The following is an 18180-nucleotide window of genomic DNA, read 5'->3' as shown; positions in this document are numbered from 1 at the left end:
AGGAATAAGACATGTCAAAAGTCGCTCTCATCACCGGTGTAACCGGACAAGACGGTTCTTACCTGGCAGAACTTCTGCTGGAAAAAGGTTACGAGGTGCATGGTATTAAGCGTCGTGCATCGTCATTCAACACCGAGCGCGTGGATCACATTTATCAGGATCCGCACACCTGCAATCCGAAATTCCATCTGCATTATGGCGACCTGAGTGATACCTCCAACCTGACGCGCATTTTGCGTGAAGTGCAGCCGGATGAAGTGTACAACCTGGGCGCAATGAGCCACGTTGCGGTTTCTTTCGAGTCACCGGAATATACCGCAGACGTTGATGCGATGGGTACGCTGCGCCTGCTGGAGGCGATCCGCTTCCTCGGTCTGGAAAAGAAAACCCGTTTTTATCAGGCTTCCACCTCTGAACTGTACGGTCTGGTGCAGGAAATTCCGCAGAAAGAAACCACGCCGTTCTACCCGCGATCTCCGTATGCGGTCGCCAAACTGTACGCCTACTGGATCACCGTTAACTACCGCGAATCCTACGGCATGTACGCCTGCAACGGTATTCTCTTCAACCATGAATCCCCGCGCCGCGGCGAAACCTTCGTTACCCGCAAAATCACCCGCGCAATCGCCAACATCGCCCAGGGGCTGGAGTCGTGCCTGTACCTCGGCAATATGGATTCCCTGCGTGACTGGGGCCATGCCAAAGACTACGTAAAAATGCAGTGGATGATGCTGCAACAGGAACAACCGGAAGATTTCGTTATTGCCACCGGCGTTCAGTACTCCGTGCGTCAGTTCGTAGAAATGGCAGCAGCACAGCTGGGCATCAAACTGCGCTTTGAAGGCACGGGTGTTGAAGAGAAGGGCATTGTGGTTTCCGTCACTGGGCATGACGCGCCGGGCGTTAAACCGGGTGATGTGATTATCGCCGTTGACCCGCGTTACTTCCGTCCGGCTGAAGTTGAAACGCTGCTCGGCGACCCGACCAAAGCGCACGAAAAACTGGGCTGGAAACCGGAAATCACTCTCAGAGAGATGGTGTCTGAAATGGTGGCTAATGATCTCGAAGCGGCGAAAAAACATTCTCTGCTGAAATCTCACGGCTACGACGTGGCGATCGCGCTGGAGTCATAAGCATGAGTAAACAACGCATTTTTATCGCTGGTCATCGCGGGATGGTCGGTTCCGCCATCAGGCGGCAGCTCGAACAGCGCGGTGATGTGGAGCTGGTATTACGCACCCGCGACGAACTGAACCTGCTGGAAAGCTGCGCGGTGCATGATTTCTTTGCCAGCGAGCGCATTGACCAGGTTTATCTGGCAGCGGCGAAAGTGGGCGGTATTGTTGCCAACAACACGTATCCGGCGGATTTCATCTACCAGAACATGATGATTGAGAGCAACATCATTCACGCCGCGCATCAGAACGACGTGAACAAACTGCTGTTTCTCGGATCGTCCTGTATCTACCCGAAACTGGCAAAACAGCCGATGGCAGAAAGCGAGTTGTTACAGGGCACGCTGGAGCCGACCAACGAGCCTTATGCCATTGCCAAAATCGCCGGGATCAAACTGTGCGAATCTTACAACCGCCAGTATGGACGCGATTACCGCTCAGTCATGCCGACCAACCTGTACGGGCCACACGACAACTTCCATCCGAGTAACTCGCATGTGATCCCAGCATTGCTGCGTCGCTTCCACGAGGCGACGGCACAGAATGCGCCGGACGTGGTGGTGTGGGGCAGTGGTACACCGATGCGCGAATTTCTGCATGTCGATGATATGGCGGCGGCAAGCATTCATGTGATGGAGCTGGCGCACGAAGTCTGGCTGGAAAACACCCAGCCGATGCTGTCACACATTAACGTCGGTACGGGCGTTGACTGCACCATCCGCGAGCTGGCGCAAACTATCGCCAAAGTGGTGGGTTACAAAGGCCGGGTGGTTTTTGATGCCAGCAAACCGGATGGTACGCCGCGCAAACTGCTGGATGTGACGCGCCTGCATCAGCTTGGCTGGTATCACGAAATCTCACTGGAAGCGGGGCTTGCCAGCACTTACCAGTGGTTCCTTGAGAATCAAGACCGCTTTCGGGGGTAATGATGTTTTTACGTCAGGAAGACTTTGCCACGGTAGTGCGCTCCACTCCGCTTGTCTCTCTCGACTTTATTGTCGAGAACAGTCGCGGCGAGTTTCTGCTTGGCAAAAGAACCAACCGCCCGGCGCAGGGTTACTGGTTTGTGCCGGGAGGGCGCGTGCAGAAAGACGAAACGCTGGAAGCCGCATTTGAGCGGCTGACGATGGCGGAACTGGGGCCGCGTCTGCCGATAACAGCAGGCCAGTTTTACGGTGTCTGGCAGCACTTTTATGACGATAACTTCTCCGGCACGGATTTCACCACTCACTATGTGGTGCTCGGTTTTCGCTTCAGAGTAGCGGAAGAAGAGCTGTTACTGCCGGATGAGCAGCATGACGATTACCGCTGGCTGACGCCGGACGCGCTGCTCGCCAGTGACGAAGTTCACGCTAACAGCCGCGCCTATTTTCTCGCTGAGAAGCATGCCGGAGTACCCGGATTATGAAAATACTGGTCTACGGCATTAACTACTCGCCGGAGTTAACCGGCATCGGCAAATACACCGGCGAGATGGTGGAATGGCTGGCGGCACAAGGTCATGAGGTGCGGGTCATTACCGCACCGCCTTACTACCCGCAATGGCAGGTGGGCGAGAACTATTCCGCCTGGCGGTACAAACGAGAAGAGGGGGCCGCCACGGTGTGGCGCTGCCCGCTGTACGTGCCAAAACAGCCGAGCACCCTGAAACGCCTGTTGCATCTCGGCAGTTTTGCCGCCAGCAGTTTCTTTCCGCTGATGGCGCAACGTCGCTGGAAGCCGGATCGCATTATCGGCGTAGTACCAACACTGTTTTGCACACCGGGAATGCGCCTGCTGGCGAAACTCTCTGGCGCGCGCACCGTGCTGCATATTCAGGATTACGAAGTGGATGCCATGCTGGGGCTGGGCCTTGCCGGAAAAGGCAAAGGCGGCAAAGTGGCACAGCTGGCGACGGCCTTCGAACGTAGCGGACTGCATCACGTTGATAACGTCTCCACGATTTCGCGTTCGATGATGAATAAAGCCATCGAAAAAGGCGTGGCGGCGGAAAACGTCATCTTCTTCCCCAACTGGTCGGAAATCGCCCGTTTTCAACATGTTGCAGACGCCGATGTTGATGCCCTTCGTAACCAACTTGGCCTGCCGGATAACAAATCAATCATTCTTTACTCCGGCAATATTGGGGAAAAGCAGGGGCTGGAAAACGTTATTGAAGCTGCCGATCGCCTGCGCGATGAACCGCTGATTTTTGCCATTGTCGGGCAGGGCGGCGGCAAAGCGCGGCTGGAAAAAATGGCGCAGCAGCGTGGACTGCGCAACATGCAATTTTTCCCGCTGCAATCGTATGACGCTTTACCCGCACTGCTGAAGATGGGCGATTGCCATCTGGTGGTGCAAAAACGCGGCGCGGCAGATGCCGTATTGCCGTCGAAACTGACCAATATTCTGGCGGTAGGCGGTAACGCGGTGATTACCGCAGAAGCCCACACAGAACTGGGGCAGCTTTGCGAAACCCTTCCGGGGATCGCGGTTTGCGTAGAACCGGAATCGGTCGAGGCGCTGGTGGAGGGGATTCGTCAGGCGCTCCTGCTGCCCAAACACAACACGGTGGCACGTGAATATGCCGAACGCACGCTCGATAAAGAGAACGTGTTACGTCAATTTATAAATGATATTCGGGGATAATTATGGCGCAGTCGAAACTCTATCCAGTTGTGATGGCAGGTGGCTCCGGTAGCCGCTTATGGCCGCTTTCCCGCGTACTTTACCCCAAGCAGTTTTTATGCCTGAAAGGCGATCTCACCATGCTGCAAACCACTATCTGCCGCCTGAACGGCGTGGAGTGCGAAAGCCCGGTGGTGATTTGCAATGAGCAGCACCGCTTTATTGTCGCGGAACAGCTACGTCAACTGAACAAACTCACCGAGAACATTATTCTCGAACCGGCAGGGCGAAACACTGCACCAGCCATTGCGCTGGCGGCGCTGGCGGCAAAACGTCATAGCCCGGAGAGCGACCCATTAATGCTGGTGCTGGCGGCGGATCATGTGATTGCCGATGAAGATGCTTTTCGCGCCGCCGTGCGTAACGCCATGCCGTATGCCGAAGCGGGCAAACTGGTGACTTTCGGCATTGTGCCGGATCTACCAGAAACCGGATATGGCTATATTCGTCGCGGTGAAGTGTCGGCGGGTGAGCAGGATACGGTGGCCTTTGAAGTGGCGCAGTTTGTCGAAAAACCGAATCTGGAAACCGCTCAGGCCTATGTGGCAAGCGGCGAATATTACTGGAACAGCGGTATGTTCCTGTTCCGCGCCGGACGCTATCTCGAAGAACTGAAAAAATATCGCCCGGATATTCTCGATGCCTGTGAAAAAGCGATGAGCGCCGTCGATCCGGATCTCGATTTTATTCGCGTGGATGAAGAAGCGTTTCTCGCCTGCCCGGAAGAGTCGGTGGATTACGCGGTCATGGAACGTACGGCAGATGCCGTCGTGGTGCCGATGGATGCGGGCTGGAGCGATGTCGGTTCCTGGTCCTCTTTATGGGAGATCAGCGCTCACACTGCGGAAGGCAATGTTTGCCACGGCGATGTGATTAATCACAAAACTGAAAACAGCTATGTGTATGCCGAATCTGGCTTGGTCACCACCGTCGGGGTGAAAGATTTGGTGGTAGTACAGACCAAAGATGCGGTGCTGATTGCCGACCGTAATGCGGTGCAGGATGTGAAAAAAGTGGTCGAGCAGATCAAAGCCGATGGTCGCCATGAGCATCGGGTGCATCGCGAAGTGTATCGCCCGTGGGGTAAATATGACTCTATCGACGCGGGCGATCGCTACCAGGTGAAACGCATCACCGTGAAACCGGGTGAGGGCTTGTCGGTACAGATGCACCATCACCGTGCGGAACACTGGGTGGTTGTCGCGGGAACGGCAAAAGTCACCATCAACGGTGATATCAAACTGCTTGGTGAAAACGAGTCCATTTATATTCCGCTGGGGGCGACGCACTGCCTGGAAAACCCGGGGAAAATTCCGCTCGATTTAATTGAAGTGCGCTCCGGCTCTTATCTCGAAGAGGATGATGTGGTGCGCTTCGCGGATCGCTACGGACGGGGGTAAACGTCGCATCAGGCGCTGGCTGTCGGATGCGGCGTGAACGCCTTATCCGACCTACGGTTCGGGTTTGTAGGCCTGATAAGACGCGGCAGCGTCGCATCAGGCAATGAATGCGAAACCGCGATGTAAATAACGACAAAAACAAAATTGGCCGCTTCGGTCAGGGCCAACTATTGCCTGAAAAAGGGTAACGACATGAAAAAATTAACCTGCTTTAAAGCCTATGATATTCGCGGAAAATTAGGCGAAGAACTGAATGAAGATATTGCCTGGCGTATTGGGCGTGCCTATGGCGAATTTCTCAAACCGAAAACCATTGTGTTAGGCGGCGATGTCCGCCTCACCAGCGAAAACTTAAAACTGGCGCTGGCAAAAGGTTTACAGGATGCGGGCGTCGACGTGCTGGATATTGGCATGTCCGGCACCGAAGAGATCTATTTCGCCACGTTCCATCTCGGCGTGGCTGGCGGCATTGAAGTCACCGCCAGCCATAATCCGATGGATTATAACGGCATGAAACTGGTGCGCGAAGGGGCTCGCCCGATCAGCGGTGATACCGGACTGCGCGATGTCCAGCGTCTGGCAGAAGCCAACGACTTTCCTCCCGTCGATGAAACCAAACGTGGTCGCTATCAGCAAATCAATCTGCGTGACGCTTACGTTGATCACCTGTTCGGTTATATCAACGTCAAAAACCTCACGCCGCTCAAGCTGGTGATTAACTCCGGGAATGGCGCAGCGGGTCCGGTGGTGGACGCCATTGAAGCCCGCTTTAAAGCCCTCGGCGCGCCTGTGGAGTTAATCAAAGTGCACAACACGCCGGACGGCAATTTCCCCAACGGTATTCCTAACCCGCTGCTGCCGGAATGCCGCGACGACACTCGCAATGGAGTCATTAAACACGGCGCAGATATGGGCATTGCTTTTGATGGCGATTTTGACCGCTGTTTCCTGTTTGACGAAAAGGGGCAGTTTATCGAGGGCTACTACATTGTCGGACTGCTGGCAGAAGCGTTCCTCGAAAAAAATCCCGGCGCGAAGATCATCCACGATCCCCGTCTTTCCTGGAACACCGTTGATGTGGTGACTGCCGCAGGCGGCACGCCGGTGATGTCGAAAACCGGACACGCCTTTATTAAAGAACGTATGCGCAAGGAAGACGCCATCTACGGTGGCGAAATGAGTGCCCACCATTACTTCCGTGATTTTGCTTACTGCGACAGCGGCATGATCCCGTGGCTGCTGGTAGCCGAACTGGTGTGCCTGAAAGAGAAAACGCTGGGCGAACTGGTGCGCGACCGGATGGCGGCGTTTCCGGCAAGCGGTGAGATCAACAGCAAACTGGCGCAACCCGTTGAGGCGATTAACCGCGTCGAACAGCATTTTAGCCGTGAGGCGTTGGCAGTGGATCGCACTGATGGCATCAGCATGACCTTTACCGACTGGCGCTTTAACCTGCGCTCTTCCAACACCGAACCGGTCGTACGCCTGAATGTGGAATCGCGCGGTGATGTGCCGCTGATGGAAGCGCGAACGCGAACTCTGCTGACGTTGCTGAACGAGTAATGTCGGATCTTCCCTTACCCCATTGCGGGTAAGGGGCTAATAACAGGAACAACGATGACAAATCTAAAAAAGCGCGAGCGAGCGAAAACCAATGCATCGTTAATCTCTATGGTGCAACGCTTTTCAGATATCACCATCATGTTTGCCGGACTATGGCTGGTTTGCGAAGTCAGCGGACTGTCATTCCTCTACATGCACCTGTTGGTGGCGCTGATTACGCTGGTGGTGTTCCAGATGCTGGGCGGCATCACCGATTTTTATCGCTCATGGCGCGGTGTTCGGGCAGCGACAGAATTTGCCCTGTTGCTACAAAACTGGACCTTAAGCGTGATTTTCAGCGCCGGACTGGTGGCGTTCAATAATGAATTCGACACGCAACTGAAAATCTGGCTGGCGTGGTATGCGCTGACAAGTATCGGACTGGTGGTTTGCCGTTCGTGTATTCGCATTGGGGCGGGCTGGCTGCGTAACCATGGCTATAACAAGCGCATGGTCGCGGTGGCGGGGGATTTAGCCGCCGGACAAATGCTGATGGAGAGCTTCCGTAATCAGCCGTGGTTAGGGTTTGAAGTGGTGGGCGTATACCACGACCCGAAACCAGGCGGCGTTTCTAACGACTGGGCGGGCAATCTGCAACAGCTGGTCGAGGATGCGAAAGCGGGCAAGATTCATAACGTCTATATTGCGATGCAAATGTGCGACGGCGCGCGCGTGAAAAAACTGGTCCATCAACTGGCGGATACCACCTGTTCGGTGCTGCTGATCCCTGATGTTTTTACCTTCAATATTCTTCATTCCCGTATCGAAGAGATGAACGGCGTACCGGTGGTGCCGCTATATGACACGCCGCTTTCCGGAGTTAACCGCCTGCTAAAACGTGCGGAAGACATTGTGCTGGCAACGCTGATCCTGCTGCTGATCTCCCCGGTGCTGTGCTGCATTGCGCTGGCGGTGAAACTCAGTTCACCGGGGCCGGTTATTTTCCGCCAGACTCGCTACGGCATGGATGGCAAACCGATCAAAGTGTGGAAGTTCCGTTCCATGAAAGTGATGGAGAACGACAAAGTGGTGACTCAGGCGACGCAGAACGATCCGCGCGTCACCAAAGTGGGGAACTTTCTGCGTCGCACTTCGCTGGACGAATTGCCGCAGTTTATCAATGTGCTGACCGGGGGGATGTCGATTGTGGGTCCACGTCCGCACGCGGTGGCGCATAACGAACAATATCGCCAGCTCATTGAAGGCTACATGCTGCGCCATAAGGTGAAACCGGGCATTACTGGCTGGGCGCAGATTAATGGCTGGCGCGGCGAAACCGACACGCTGGAGAAAATGGAAAAACGCGTCGAGTTCGACCTTGAGTACATCCGCGAATGGAGCGTCTGGTTCGATATCAAAATCGTTTTCCTGACGGTATTCAAAGGCTTCGTTAACAAAGCGGCATATTGATATGAGCTTACGTGAAAAAACCATCAGCGGCGCAAAGTGGTCGGCGATTGCCACGGTGATCATTATCGGCCTCGGGCTGGTGCAGATGACCGTGCTGGCGCGGATTATCGACAACCACCAGTTCGGTTTGCTTACTGTGTCGCTGGTGATCATCGCGCTGGCAGATACGCTTTCTGACTTCGGTATCGCTAACTCGATTATTCAGCGAAAAGAAATCAGTCACCTGGAACTCACCACGCTGTACTGGCTGAACGTCGGGCTGGGGATCGTGGTGTGCGTGGCGGTGTTTTTGTTGAGTGATGCCATTGGTGACGTGCTGAATAACCCGGACCTGGCACCGTTGATTAAAACATTGTCGCTGGCGTTTGTGGTGATCCCCCACGGGCAGCAGTTCCGCGCGTTGATGCAGAAGGAGCTGGAGTTCAACAAAATCGGCATGATCGAAACCAGCGCGGTGCTGGCGGGCTTCACTTTTACGGTGGTTAGCGCCCATTTCTGGCCGCTGGCGATGACCGCGATCCTCGGTTATCTGGTCAATAGTGCGGTAAGAACGCTGCTGTTTGGCTACTTTGGTCGCAAAATTTATCGCCCCGGTCTGCATTTCTCGCTGGCGTCGGTGGCACCGAACTTACGCTTTGGCGCCTGGCTGACGGCGGACAGCATCATCAACTATCTCAACACCAACCTTTCGACGCTGGTGCTGGCGCGTATTCTTGGCGCGGGCGTGGCAGGAGGATACAACCTGGCGTACAACGTGGCCGTTGTGCCGCCGATGAAACTGAACCCAATCATCACCCGCGTGTTGTTTCCGGCGTTTGCCAAAATTCAGGACGACACCGAAAAGCTGCGCATTAACTTCTACAAGCTGCTGTCGGTGGTGGGAATTATCAACTTTCCGGCGCTGCTCGGGCTGATGGTGGTGTCGAATAACTTTGTACCGCTGGTCTTTGGTGAAAAGTGGAACAGCATTATTCCGGTGCTGCAATTGCTGTGTATTGTGGGGCTTCTGCGCTCCGTGGGTAACCCGATTGGTTCGCTGCTGATGGCGAAAGCGCGGGTCGATATCAGCTTTAAATTCAACGTATTCAAAACCTTTCTGTTTATTCCGGCGATTGTTATTGGTGGGCAGATGGCGGGCGCGATTGGCGTCACGCTTGGCTTCCTGCTGGTGCAGATTATCAACACCATTCTGAGCTATTTCGTGATGATTAAACCGGTGCTCGGCTCCAGTTATCGCCAGTACATCCTGAGTTTATGGCTGCCGTTTTATCTCTCGCTGCCGACGCTGGTGGTCAGTTATGCGCTGGGCGTATTGCTGAAAGCACAACTGGCGCTGGGGATGCTGCTGGCGGTGCAAATAGCCGCGGGCGTGCTGGCGTTTGTGGTGATGATTGTGCTGTCGCGCCATCCGCTGGTGGTGGAAGTGAAGCGTCAGTTTTGTCGCAGCGAAAAAATGAAAATGCTTTTACGGGCGGGGTGAATTGTTGTTTTCAGTTCCGGCAACGGTTGCCGGATGCGGCGTAAAACGCCTTATCCGTCCTACGGTTCTGTGCTCGGGACCTGTAGGCCTGATAAGACGCGCAAGCGTTGCATCAGGCAAAAAGCGGCAACGAACACAACAAACACAGCCTCACCTGGCATCAAATTTATGAGGAAAAAATGAAATTACTTATTCTGGGCAACCACACTTGCGGCAATCGCGGCGACAGCGCCATCTTGCGCGGCCTACTTGATGCCATCAACATCCTCAATCCACACGCCGAAGTGGACGTGATGAGCCGCTATCCGGTCAGTTCTTCCTGGCTGCTCAATCGCCCGGTAATGGGCGATCCGCTGTTCCTGCAAATGAAACAACACAACAGCGCGGCGGGCGTTGTCGGGCGCGTTAAAAAAGTCCTCCGTCGCCGCTACCAGCATCAGGTATTGCTTTCCCGTGTGACCGACACTGGCAAGCTGCGTAATATCGCTATCGCCCAGGGATTCACCGACTTCGTGCGCCTGCTGTCAGGTTACGACGCCATTATCCAGGTCGGCGGATCGTTTTTTGTCGATCTCTACGGCGTGCCGCAGTTTGAACACGCACTTTGCACGTTTATGGCAAAAAAGCCGCTGTTTATGATTGGTCATAGCGTCGGTCCATTCCAGGATGAGCAATTTAACCAACTGGCGAACTACGTCTTTGGTCACTGCGACGCGCTGATCCTGCGCGAATCGGTCAGTCTTGAACTGATGAAACGCAGCAATATCACTACCGCAAAAGTTGAACATGGCGTCGATACCGCGTGGCTGGTCGATCACCACACAGAAGATTTCACCGCCAGCTATGCTGTTCAACACTGGCTGGACGTTGCCGCACAACAGAAAACGGTGGCAATTACCCTGCGCGAACTGGCACCGTTCGACAAACGTCTCGGCACCACTCAGCAAGCGTATGAAAAAGCTTTTGCCGGAGTGGTTAATCGCATTCTCGACGAAGGCTATCAGGTCATTGCGCTCTCCACCTGTACGGGCATCGACAGCTATAACAAAGACGACCGCATGGTGGCGCTCAATCTGCGCCAGCACATCAGCGATCCTGCCCGTTACCACGTGGTGATGGATGAACTCAACGATCTGGAACTGGGCAAAATTCTTGGTGCCTGTGAACTCACCGTCGGTACGCGCCTGCACTCCGCCATTATCTCAATGAACTTTGCCACTCCGGCGATTGCCATCAACTACGAACATAAATCCGCCGGGATTATGCAGCAGCTGGGACTGCCAGAGATGGCAATTGATATCCGTCATTTACTGGACGGCAGCCTGCAAGCGATGGTTGCGGATACCTTAGGCCAGCTTCCGGCGCTGAACGCGCGACTTAGCGAAGCCGTCAGTCGTGAGCGTCAGACAGGAATGCAGGTGGTGCAATCTGTGCTTGAGCGCATCGGGGAGGCGAAATGAAGGTCGGCTTCTTTTTACTGAAATTTCCGCTGTCGTCGGAAACCTTCGTTCTCAACCAAATTACCGCGTTTATTGATATGGGTTTTGAGGTGGAGATTGTCGCGCTGCAAAAAGGCGACACCCAGAACACTCACGCGGCATGGACGAAATATAACCTTGCCGCCAGAACCCGCTGGTTACAGGACGAACCTACGGGCAAAGTGGCGAAGCTGCGTCATCGCGCCAGCCAGACCTTACGCGGCATTCATCGTAAAAATACCTGGCAGGCGCTCAACCTCAAACGCTATGGCGCAGAGTCGCGAAACCTGATTTTGTCTGCCATTTGCGGCCAGGTCTCAACACCGTTTCATGCTGATGTCTTTATCGCTCATTTTGGCCCAGCGGGGGTAACCGCAGCAAAACTACGCGAACTGGGTGTCATTCGCGGCAAAATTGCGACTATCTTCCATGGCATTGATATCTCCAGTCGGGAAGTGCTCAACCACTACACTCCCGAATATCAACAACTGTTTCGCCGTGGCGACCTGATGTTACCGATAAGCGATCTGTGGGCCGGAAGGCTGCAAAAAATGGGCTGCCCAAGGGAAAAAATCGCCGTATCGCGCATGGGCGTAGATATGACGCGCTTTAGCCCGCGTCCCGTGAAAGCGCCCGCAACACCGCTGGAAATCATTTCCGTCGCACGCTTAACCGAGAAAAAAGGCCTGCACGTGGCGATTGAAGCCTGCCGTCAGTTGAAAGAGCAGGGCGTGGCATTTCGCTATCGCATCCTCGGCATTGGCCCGTGGGAACGACGGCTGCGTACCCTCATCGAACAATATCAACTGGAAGATGTGGTGGAGATGCCGGGCTTTAAACCGAGCCACGAAGTGAAGGCGATGCTCGACGACGCGGATGTTTTCCTGCTGCCATCAGTTACGGGCGCGGACGGTGATATGGAAGGCATTCCGGTGGCGCTGATGGAGGCGATGGCGGTCGGCATTCCGGTGGTTTCTACTCTGCATAGCGGAATTCCGGAACTGGTGGAGGCCGATAAATCCGGCTGGCTGGTACCTGAGAACGATGCCTGTGCACTGGCGCAACGACTGGCGGCGTTTAGCCAACTGGACACCGACGAACTGGCTCCGGTCGTCAAACGCGCGCGCGAAAAAGTCGAACACGATTTTAACCAGCAGGTGATTAACCGAGAACTCGCCAGCTTGTTGCAAGCTTTATAGAGGAGAACGCATGCCATTTAAAAAACTCTCCCGACGCACCTTCCTGACGGCAAGCTCGGCGCTTGCCTTCCTTCATACCCCTTTCGCCCGTGCACTTCCTGCCCGACAAAGCGTTAATATCAACGACTACAATCCACACGACTGGATCGCCTCATTTAAACAGGCTTTCAGCGAAGGGCAAACGGTCGTCGTGCCTGCCGGATTGGTTTGTGACAATATCAACACCGGCATCTTCATTCCTCGTGGCAAAACGTTACACATCCTTGGAAGCCTGCGCGGCAACGGCAGAGGGCGATTTGTCTTACAGGACGGCAGCCAGGTGACAGGGGAGGAGGGCGGCCGTATGCATAACATCACCCTTGATGTGCGCGGTTCTGACTGCACCATTAAAGGGTTGGCGATGAGCGGCTTTGGCCCGGTAACGCAGATTTATATCGGCGGCAAAAATAAACGTGTCATGCGCAACCTGACTATCGATAACCTGACTGTTAGCCACGCTAATTACGCCATTTTACGCCAGGGATTTCATAACCAGATTATCGGTGCCAACATCACCAATTGTAAGTTCAGCGACTTACAGGGCGACGCTATTGAATGGAATGTAGCAATCAATGATCGCGACATTTTGATATCTGACCATGTCATCGAGCGCATCAACTGTACTAACGGCAAAATCAACTGGGGTATTGGCATAGGACTGGCAGGAAGTACTTACAATAATAACTACCCGGAAGACCAGTCGGTTAAAAACTTTGTCGTGGCGAATATCACGGGATCGGATTGTCGGCAACTGATTCATGTTGAGAACGGCAAACACTTCATCATTCGTAATATCAAGGCTCATAATATTACGCCAGCTTTCAGCAAGAAAGCGGGTATTGATAACGCCACGGTAGCGATATATGGATGTGATAACTTTGTTATTGACAATATAGAAATGACAAAGAGTGCCGGAATGTTAATCGGTTACGGAGTCATTAAAGGTAAGTATCTCTCAATACCACAAAACTTCAGATTGAATAATATTCATCTTGATAACACTAACATTGCCTGGAAATTGCGCGGAATCCAAATTTCCGCAGGGAATGCCGTCTCATTCGTGGCGTTGACCAACATTGAAATAAAGCGTTCTTCGCTGGAGCTTCACAACAAGCCGCAACACATTTTTATGCGTAATATCAACGTAATGCAAGAATCCACTGCGGGGCCGGCATTGACCATGAATTTCGACCTGCGAAAGGACGTTCGTGGTGTCTTTATGGCAAAGAACGAGACGCTACTGTCGCTGGTAAATGTTCATGCGGTGAATGAAAAAGGACAAAGTTCAGTCGATATCGACAGGATTAATCACCATGTCGTTAATGTGGAAAATATTAACTTTAAGCTGCCGGAACGGGGCAGGTAGATTTGCGACCATTCCTGGAAAAATAGAACCATACTTAAGAATAACGCTACTGCAATCTTGAGCGAAGCGGCGTAACATCGGAAGTAAATCAGTAATCAATTCAGGGGAATTGATGCTGGCGAAAAAAATCGAACAAGCTATAATTCAGCAACCATTTTACAGGTGGATGAAATAATGACGAATTTAAAAGCAGTTATTCCTGTAGCGGGTCTTGGGATGCATATGTTGCCTGCAACTAAGGCGATTCCTAAAGAGATGCTACCGATCGTCGACAAGCCAATGATTCAGTACATTGTTGACGAGATTGTGGCTGCAGGGATCAAAGAAATCCTCCTGGTAACTCATGCGTCCAAGAACGCAGTCGAAAATCACTTCGATACCTCTTATGAATTAGAATCTCTCCTTGAACTGCGCGTGAAGCGCCAGCTGCTGGCGGAAGTACAATCTATCTGCCCGCCAGGTGTGACCATTATGAACGTGCGTCAGGGGGAACCTTTAGGTCTGGGCCACTCGATTTTGTGTGCCAGACCAGCCATTGGCGATAACCCGTTTGTCGTGGTGCTGCCGGATGTTGTTATCGACGACGCCAGTGCCGATCCGCTGCGTTACAATCTGGCCGCAATGATTGCGCGCTTTAACGAAACTGGCCGCAGCCAGGTTCTGGCAAAACGCATGCCGGGCGATCTCTCTGAATACTCCGTCATCCAGACCAAAGATCCGCTTGATCGTGAAGGCAAAGTTAGCCGCATTGTTGAATTTATCGAAAAACCGGATCAGCCGCAGACCCTGGACTCAGACATCATGGCTGTAGGGCGTTATGTGCTTTCTGCCGATATTTGGCCTGAGCTGGAGCGTACTCAACCTGGAGCATGGGGACGTATTCAGTTGACTGATGCCATTGCTGAGTTGGCAAAAAAACAAGCAGTTGACGCAATGCTGATGACTGGGGACAGTTACGACTGTGGTAAGAAAATGGGTTATATGCAAGCGTTTGTGAAGTATGGGCTGCGTAACCTGAAGGAAGGCGCTAAGTTCCGCAAAGGCATTGAGAAGTTGTTAAGCGAGTAACAAATTCCTGACTGGAAGTGTCGGTCAGTAAGTAATTAAAAACGGCAGTGAAGATTCGTAGCATAAGTTTTGCTCATTGAATCTCACTGCCGTTGTTGTTTTTATAAATATAATAAAAACAGTATGTTAGCTTGCAATCATAGTTCAAATTTTTCCAGGATTTTCCTTGTTTCTACAGCTGTTTGGTAAGACAATTAGCGTTTGAATTTTTCGGATTTGGCACGAGTGGGTTACGCTCGTCACATCGTGGAAATGTACGCAGTGCTCTGGTAGCTGTTAAGCCAGGGGCGGTAGCGTGCATTAATGCATCTATTAATCAAATCTGGAGCAGTCTATTTCACAGCATGCTCTCTGGCTATATGGAATAAAAAAGTGAAGATACTTGTTACTGGTGGCGCAGGATTTATTGGTTCTGCTGTTGTTCGTCACATAATAAATAATACGCAAGATAGTGTTGTTAATGTCGATAAATTAACCTACGCCGGAAATCTGGAATCGCTCGCTGAAATTTCTGATTCTGAACGTTATTCATTTGAGCATGCAGATATCTGCGATGCCGCAGCGATGGCTCGTATTTTTTCACAACACCAGCCAGATGCGGTGATGCACCTGGCGGCTGAGAGCCACGTTGACCGCTCAATAACTGGCCCGGCGGCATTCATTGAAACTAATATTGTAGGAACTTCCGTACTTTTAGAAGCAGCGCGCAATTATTGGTCTGGTCTGGATGATGAAAAGAAAAAAAACTTCCGCTTTCATCATATTTCTACTGATGAAGTGTATGGTGACTTACCCCATCCGGATGAAGTAAATAGCAATGAAACGTTGCCGTTATTTACGGAAACGACAGCATACGCGCCAAGTAGTCCGTATTCTGCTTCTAAAGCGTCAAGCGATCATTTGGTTCGCGCATGGAAACGTACTTATGGTTTACCGACAATTGTGACTAATTGCTCGAACAACTATGGTCCTTATCATTTCCCGGAAAAGCTTATTCCACTGGTTATTCTTAATGCACTGGAAGGTAAGGCATTACCTATTTATGGCAAAGGAGATCAGATCCGCGACTGGTTGTATGTAGAGGATCATGCTCGAGCGTTGTATACCGTAGTTACTGAAGGTAAAGCGGGGGAAACCTATAACATTGGCGGACACAACGAAAAGAAAAACATCGATGTTGTGCTGACTATTTGTGATTTGTTGGATGAGATAGTACCGAAAGAGAAATCTTATCGTGAGCAAATTACTTATGTTGCTGATCGCCCAGGGCATGATCGCCGTTATGCAATCGATGCCGATAAAATTAGCCGTGAATTGGGCTGGGAACCGCAAGAAACGTTTGAGAGCGGGATTCGAAAGACAGTGGAATGGTACCTGTCCAATACAAAATGGGTTGATAATGTGAAAAGTGGCGCCTATCAATCGTGGATTGAACAGAACTATGAGGGCCGCCAGTAATGAATATCCTCCTATTCGGCAAAACAGGGCAGGTTGGTTGGGAATTGCAGCGTGCTCTGGCACCGCTGGGTAATCTGATTGCTCTTGATGTTCACTCCACTGATTATTGTGGTGATTTTAGTAATCCCGAAGGTGTAGCTGAAACCGTAAGAAGCATTCGGCCTGATGTTATAGTCAACGCAGCCGCTCACACCGCAGTAGACAAAGCTGAATCAGAACCGGAATTTGCACAATTACTTAACGCGACAAGTGTCGAAGCGATTGCAAAGGCAGCTAATGAAGTCGGCGCCTGGGTTATTCACTACTCTACTGACTACGTATTTCCGGGGACCGGTGAAATACCGTGGCAGGAGACGGATGCAACAGCACCTTTGAATGTTTATGGTGAAACTAAACTAGCCGGAGAAAAAGCGTTACAAGAACATTGCGCAAAGCATATTATTTTCCGTACCAGCTGGGTATATGCAGGTAAAGGAAATAACTTCGCCAAAACAATGTTACGTCTGGCAAAAGAACGCGAAGAACTGGCTGTGATAAACGATCAGTTTGGCGCACCAACAGGTGCCGAATTGCTGGCTGATTGCACCGCTCATGCCATTCGCGTAGCAATAGACAAACCAGAAGTTGCTGGGTTGTACCATCTGGTTGCTGGCGGTACAACAACCTGGCACGATTATGCCGCTCTGGTATTTGAAGAAGCACGCAAAGCAGGGATCAACCTAGCTCTTAACAAACTCAACGCCGTGCCAACAACGGCCTATCCCACACCAGCCCGTCGCCCCCATAACTCTCGCCTCAATACAGAAAAGTTTCAGCAGAACTTTGCGCTTGTCTTGCCTGACTGGCAGGTGGGCGTGAAACGTATGCTCAACGAATTATTTACGACTACGGCAATTTAACAAATTTTTGCATCTCGCTTATGATGCCAGAGCGGGATGAATTAAAAGGAATGGTGAAATGAAAACGCGTAAAGGTATTATTCTGGCTGGTGGTTCCGGCACTCGTCTTTATCCTGTGACGATGGCAGTGAGTAAACAACTGTTGCCGATTTATGACAAGCCTATGATCTATTACCCGCTCTCAACACTGATGCTGGCGGGTATTCGCGATATTTTGATTATTAGTACGCCACAGGATACACCGCGTTTCCAACAATTGTTGGGGGACGGGAGCCAGTGGGGGCTTAATCTACAGTATAAAGTACAACCGAGTCCGGATGGCCTGGCGCAAGCGTTTATCATTGGTGAAGACTTTATTGGTGGCGATGATTGTGCACTCGTGCTTGGAGATAATATCTTCTATGGACACGACTTGCCAAAATTAATGGACGCTGCGGTTAACAAAGAAAGCGGTGCAACGGTATTTGCTTATCACGTTAATGATCCTGAACGCTATGGTGTCGTGGAGTTTGATAATAACGGCACGGCAATTAGCCTGGAAGAAAAACCGCTGGAACCAAAAAGTAACTATGCGGTTACTGGGCTTTATTTCTATGACAATGACGTCGTGGAAATGGCGAAAAACCTTAAGCCTTCTGCCCGTGGCGAACTGGAAATTACCGATATTAACCGTATTTATATGGAACAAGGACGTTTGTCTGTCGCTATGATGGGGCGTGGCTATGCGTGGCTGGATACGGGGACGCATCAAAGCCTTATTGAAGCAAGTAACTTTATTGCCACCATTGAAGAGCGTCAGGGGTTGAAAGTTTCCTGCCCGGAAGAGATTGCTTATCGTAAAGGGTTTATTGATGCTGGGCAGGTGAAAGTATTAGCCGAACCGCTGAAGAAAAATGCTTATGGTCAGTATCTGCTGAAAATGATTAAAGGTTATTAATA

General features: G+C 51.9%; 15 protein-coding genes. All 15 read left to right on the top strand.

Annotation, left to right across the window (positions count from 1 at the left end; translation table 11 throughout):
* The first annotated feature begins 11 nt into the window (after positions 1–11).
* The 15 genes from gmd to rfbA all read left to right on the top strand — a co-directional run bounded on the left by gmd (position 12) and on the right by rfbA (position 18178).
* A complete protein-coding gene (gene gmd / locus FEK46_RS09825; RefSeq protein WP_000048207.1) occupies positions 12–1133 on the top strand; it encodes a GDP-mannose 4,6-dehydratase in 1122 nt (373 codons plus the stop codon).
* Between the two features lie 2 nt (positions 1134–1135).
* On the top strand, positions 1136–2101 hold the full coding sequence (gene fcl / locus FEK46_RS09820) for a GDP-L-fucose synthase (protein ID WP_135559419.1): 966 nt from the start codon (positions 1136–1138) through the stop codon (positions 2099–2101).
* A gap of 2 nt (positions 2102–2103) precedes the next feature.
* Positions 2104–2583, top strand: coding sequence for a GDP-mannose mannosyl hydrolase (gene gmm / locus FEK46_RS09815; RefSeq protein ID WP_135407274.1), 480 nt, complete (start codon positions 2104–2106; stop codon positions 2581–2583).
* Positions 2580–3803 carry a colanic acid biosynthesis fucosyltransferase WcaI gene (wcaI, locus tag FEK46_RS09810; RefSeq protein ID WP_135559420.1) on the top strand — a complete coding sequence of 408 codons (1224 nt, stop codon included), beginning with the start codon at positions 2580–2582 and terminating at the stop codon, positions 3801–3803. The genes gmm and wcaI overlap by 4 nt, the downstream gene beginning before the upstream one ends.
* 2 nt (positions 3804–3805) lie before the next feature.
* On the top strand, positions 3806–5242 hold the full coding sequence (gene cpsB, locus FEK46_RS09805; RefSeq protein WP_135559421.1) for a mannose-1-phosphate guanyltransferase: 1437 nt from the start codon (positions 3806–3808) through the stop codon (positions 5240–5242).
* Between the two features lie 192 nt (positions 5243–5434).
* Positions 5435–6805, top strand: a complete 1371-nt coding sequence (gene cpsG, locus FEK46_RS09800; protein ID WP_135559422.1) for a colanic acid biosynthesis phosphomannomutase CpsG — start codon at positions 5435–5437, stop codon at positions 6803–6805.
* 54 nt (positions 6806–6859) lie between these two features.
* A complete protein-coding gene (gene wcaJ / locus FEK46_RS09795) occupies positions 6860–8254 on the top strand; it encodes an undecaprenyl-phosphate glucose phosphotransferase (RefSeq protein ID WP_135559423.1) in 1395 nt (464 codons plus the stop codon).
* A 1-nt stretch (position 8255) separates the two neighbouring features.
* On the top strand, positions 8256–9734 hold the full coding sequence (gene wzxC, locus FEK46_RS09790; protein ID WP_135559424.1) for a colanic acid undecaprenyl disphosphate flippase WzxC: 1479 nt from the start codon (positions 8256–8258) through the stop codon (positions 9732–9734).
* Between the two features lie 179 nt (positions 9735–9913).
* Entirely contained in the window at positions 9914–11194 is a 1281-nt protein-coding gene (wcaK, locus tag FEK46_RS09785) for a colanic acid biosynthesis pyruvyl transferase WcaK (protein ID WP_135559425.1), read from the top strand.
* On the top strand, positions 11191–12411 hold the full coding sequence (gene wcaL, locus FEK46_RS09780) for a colanic acid biosynthesis glycosyltransferase WcaL (protein WP_130206915.1): 1221 nt from the start codon (positions 11191–11193) through the stop codon (positions 12409–12411). Before wcaK ends, wcaL begins: the two co-directional genes overlap by 4 nt.
* 10 nt (positions 12412–12421) lie before the next feature.
* Complete coding sequence (gene wcaM, locus FEK46_RS09775) at positions 12422–13816, top strand: colanic acid biosynthesis protein WcaM (protein ID WP_135559426.1); 1395 nt, start codon at positions 12422–12424, stop codon at positions 13814–13816.
* A 174-nt stretch (positions 13817–13990) separates the two neighbouring features.
* Positions 13991–14884 (top strand): UTP--glucose-1-phosphate uridylyltransferase GalF, encoded by an 894-nt coding sequence (gene galF / locus FEK46_RS09770; protein WP_000183029.1) that lies wholly within the window; start codon positions 13991–13993, stop codon positions 14882–14884.
* A gap of 372 nt (positions 14885–15256) precedes the next feature.
* Positions 15257–16342: a dTDP-glucose 4,6-dehydratase gene (gene rfbB / locus FEK46_RS09765; RefSeq protein WP_138194676.1), complete on the top strand. Its 1086-nt coding sequence runs from the start codon at positions 15257–15259 to the stop codon at positions 16340–16342.
* Positions 16342–17241 (top strand): dTDP-4-dehydrorhamnose reductase, encoded by a 900-nt coding sequence (gene rfbD / locus FEK46_RS09760; RefSeq protein ID WP_135559427.1) that lies wholly within the window; start codon positions 16342–16344, stop codon positions 17239–17241. The genes rfbB and rfbD overlap by 1 nt, the downstream gene beginning before the upstream one ends.
* Positions 17242–17299: 58 nt before the next feature.
* Entirely contained in the window at positions 17300–18178 is an 879-nt protein-coding gene (rfbA, locus tag FEK46_RS09755; RefSeq protein ID WP_135559428.1) for a glucose-1-phosphate thymidylyltransferase RfbA, read from the top strand.
* Positions 18179–18180 lie beyond the last annotated feature (2 nt).

The organism is Escherichia sp. E4736 (assembly GCF_005781225.1).
Lineage (GTDB): Bacteria > Pseudomonadota > Gammaproteobacteria > Enterobacterales > Enterobacteriaceae > Escherichia.
Note: the sequence above shows the minus strand (reverse complement) of the source record. Positions and strands in the feature narration are given on the sequence as shown.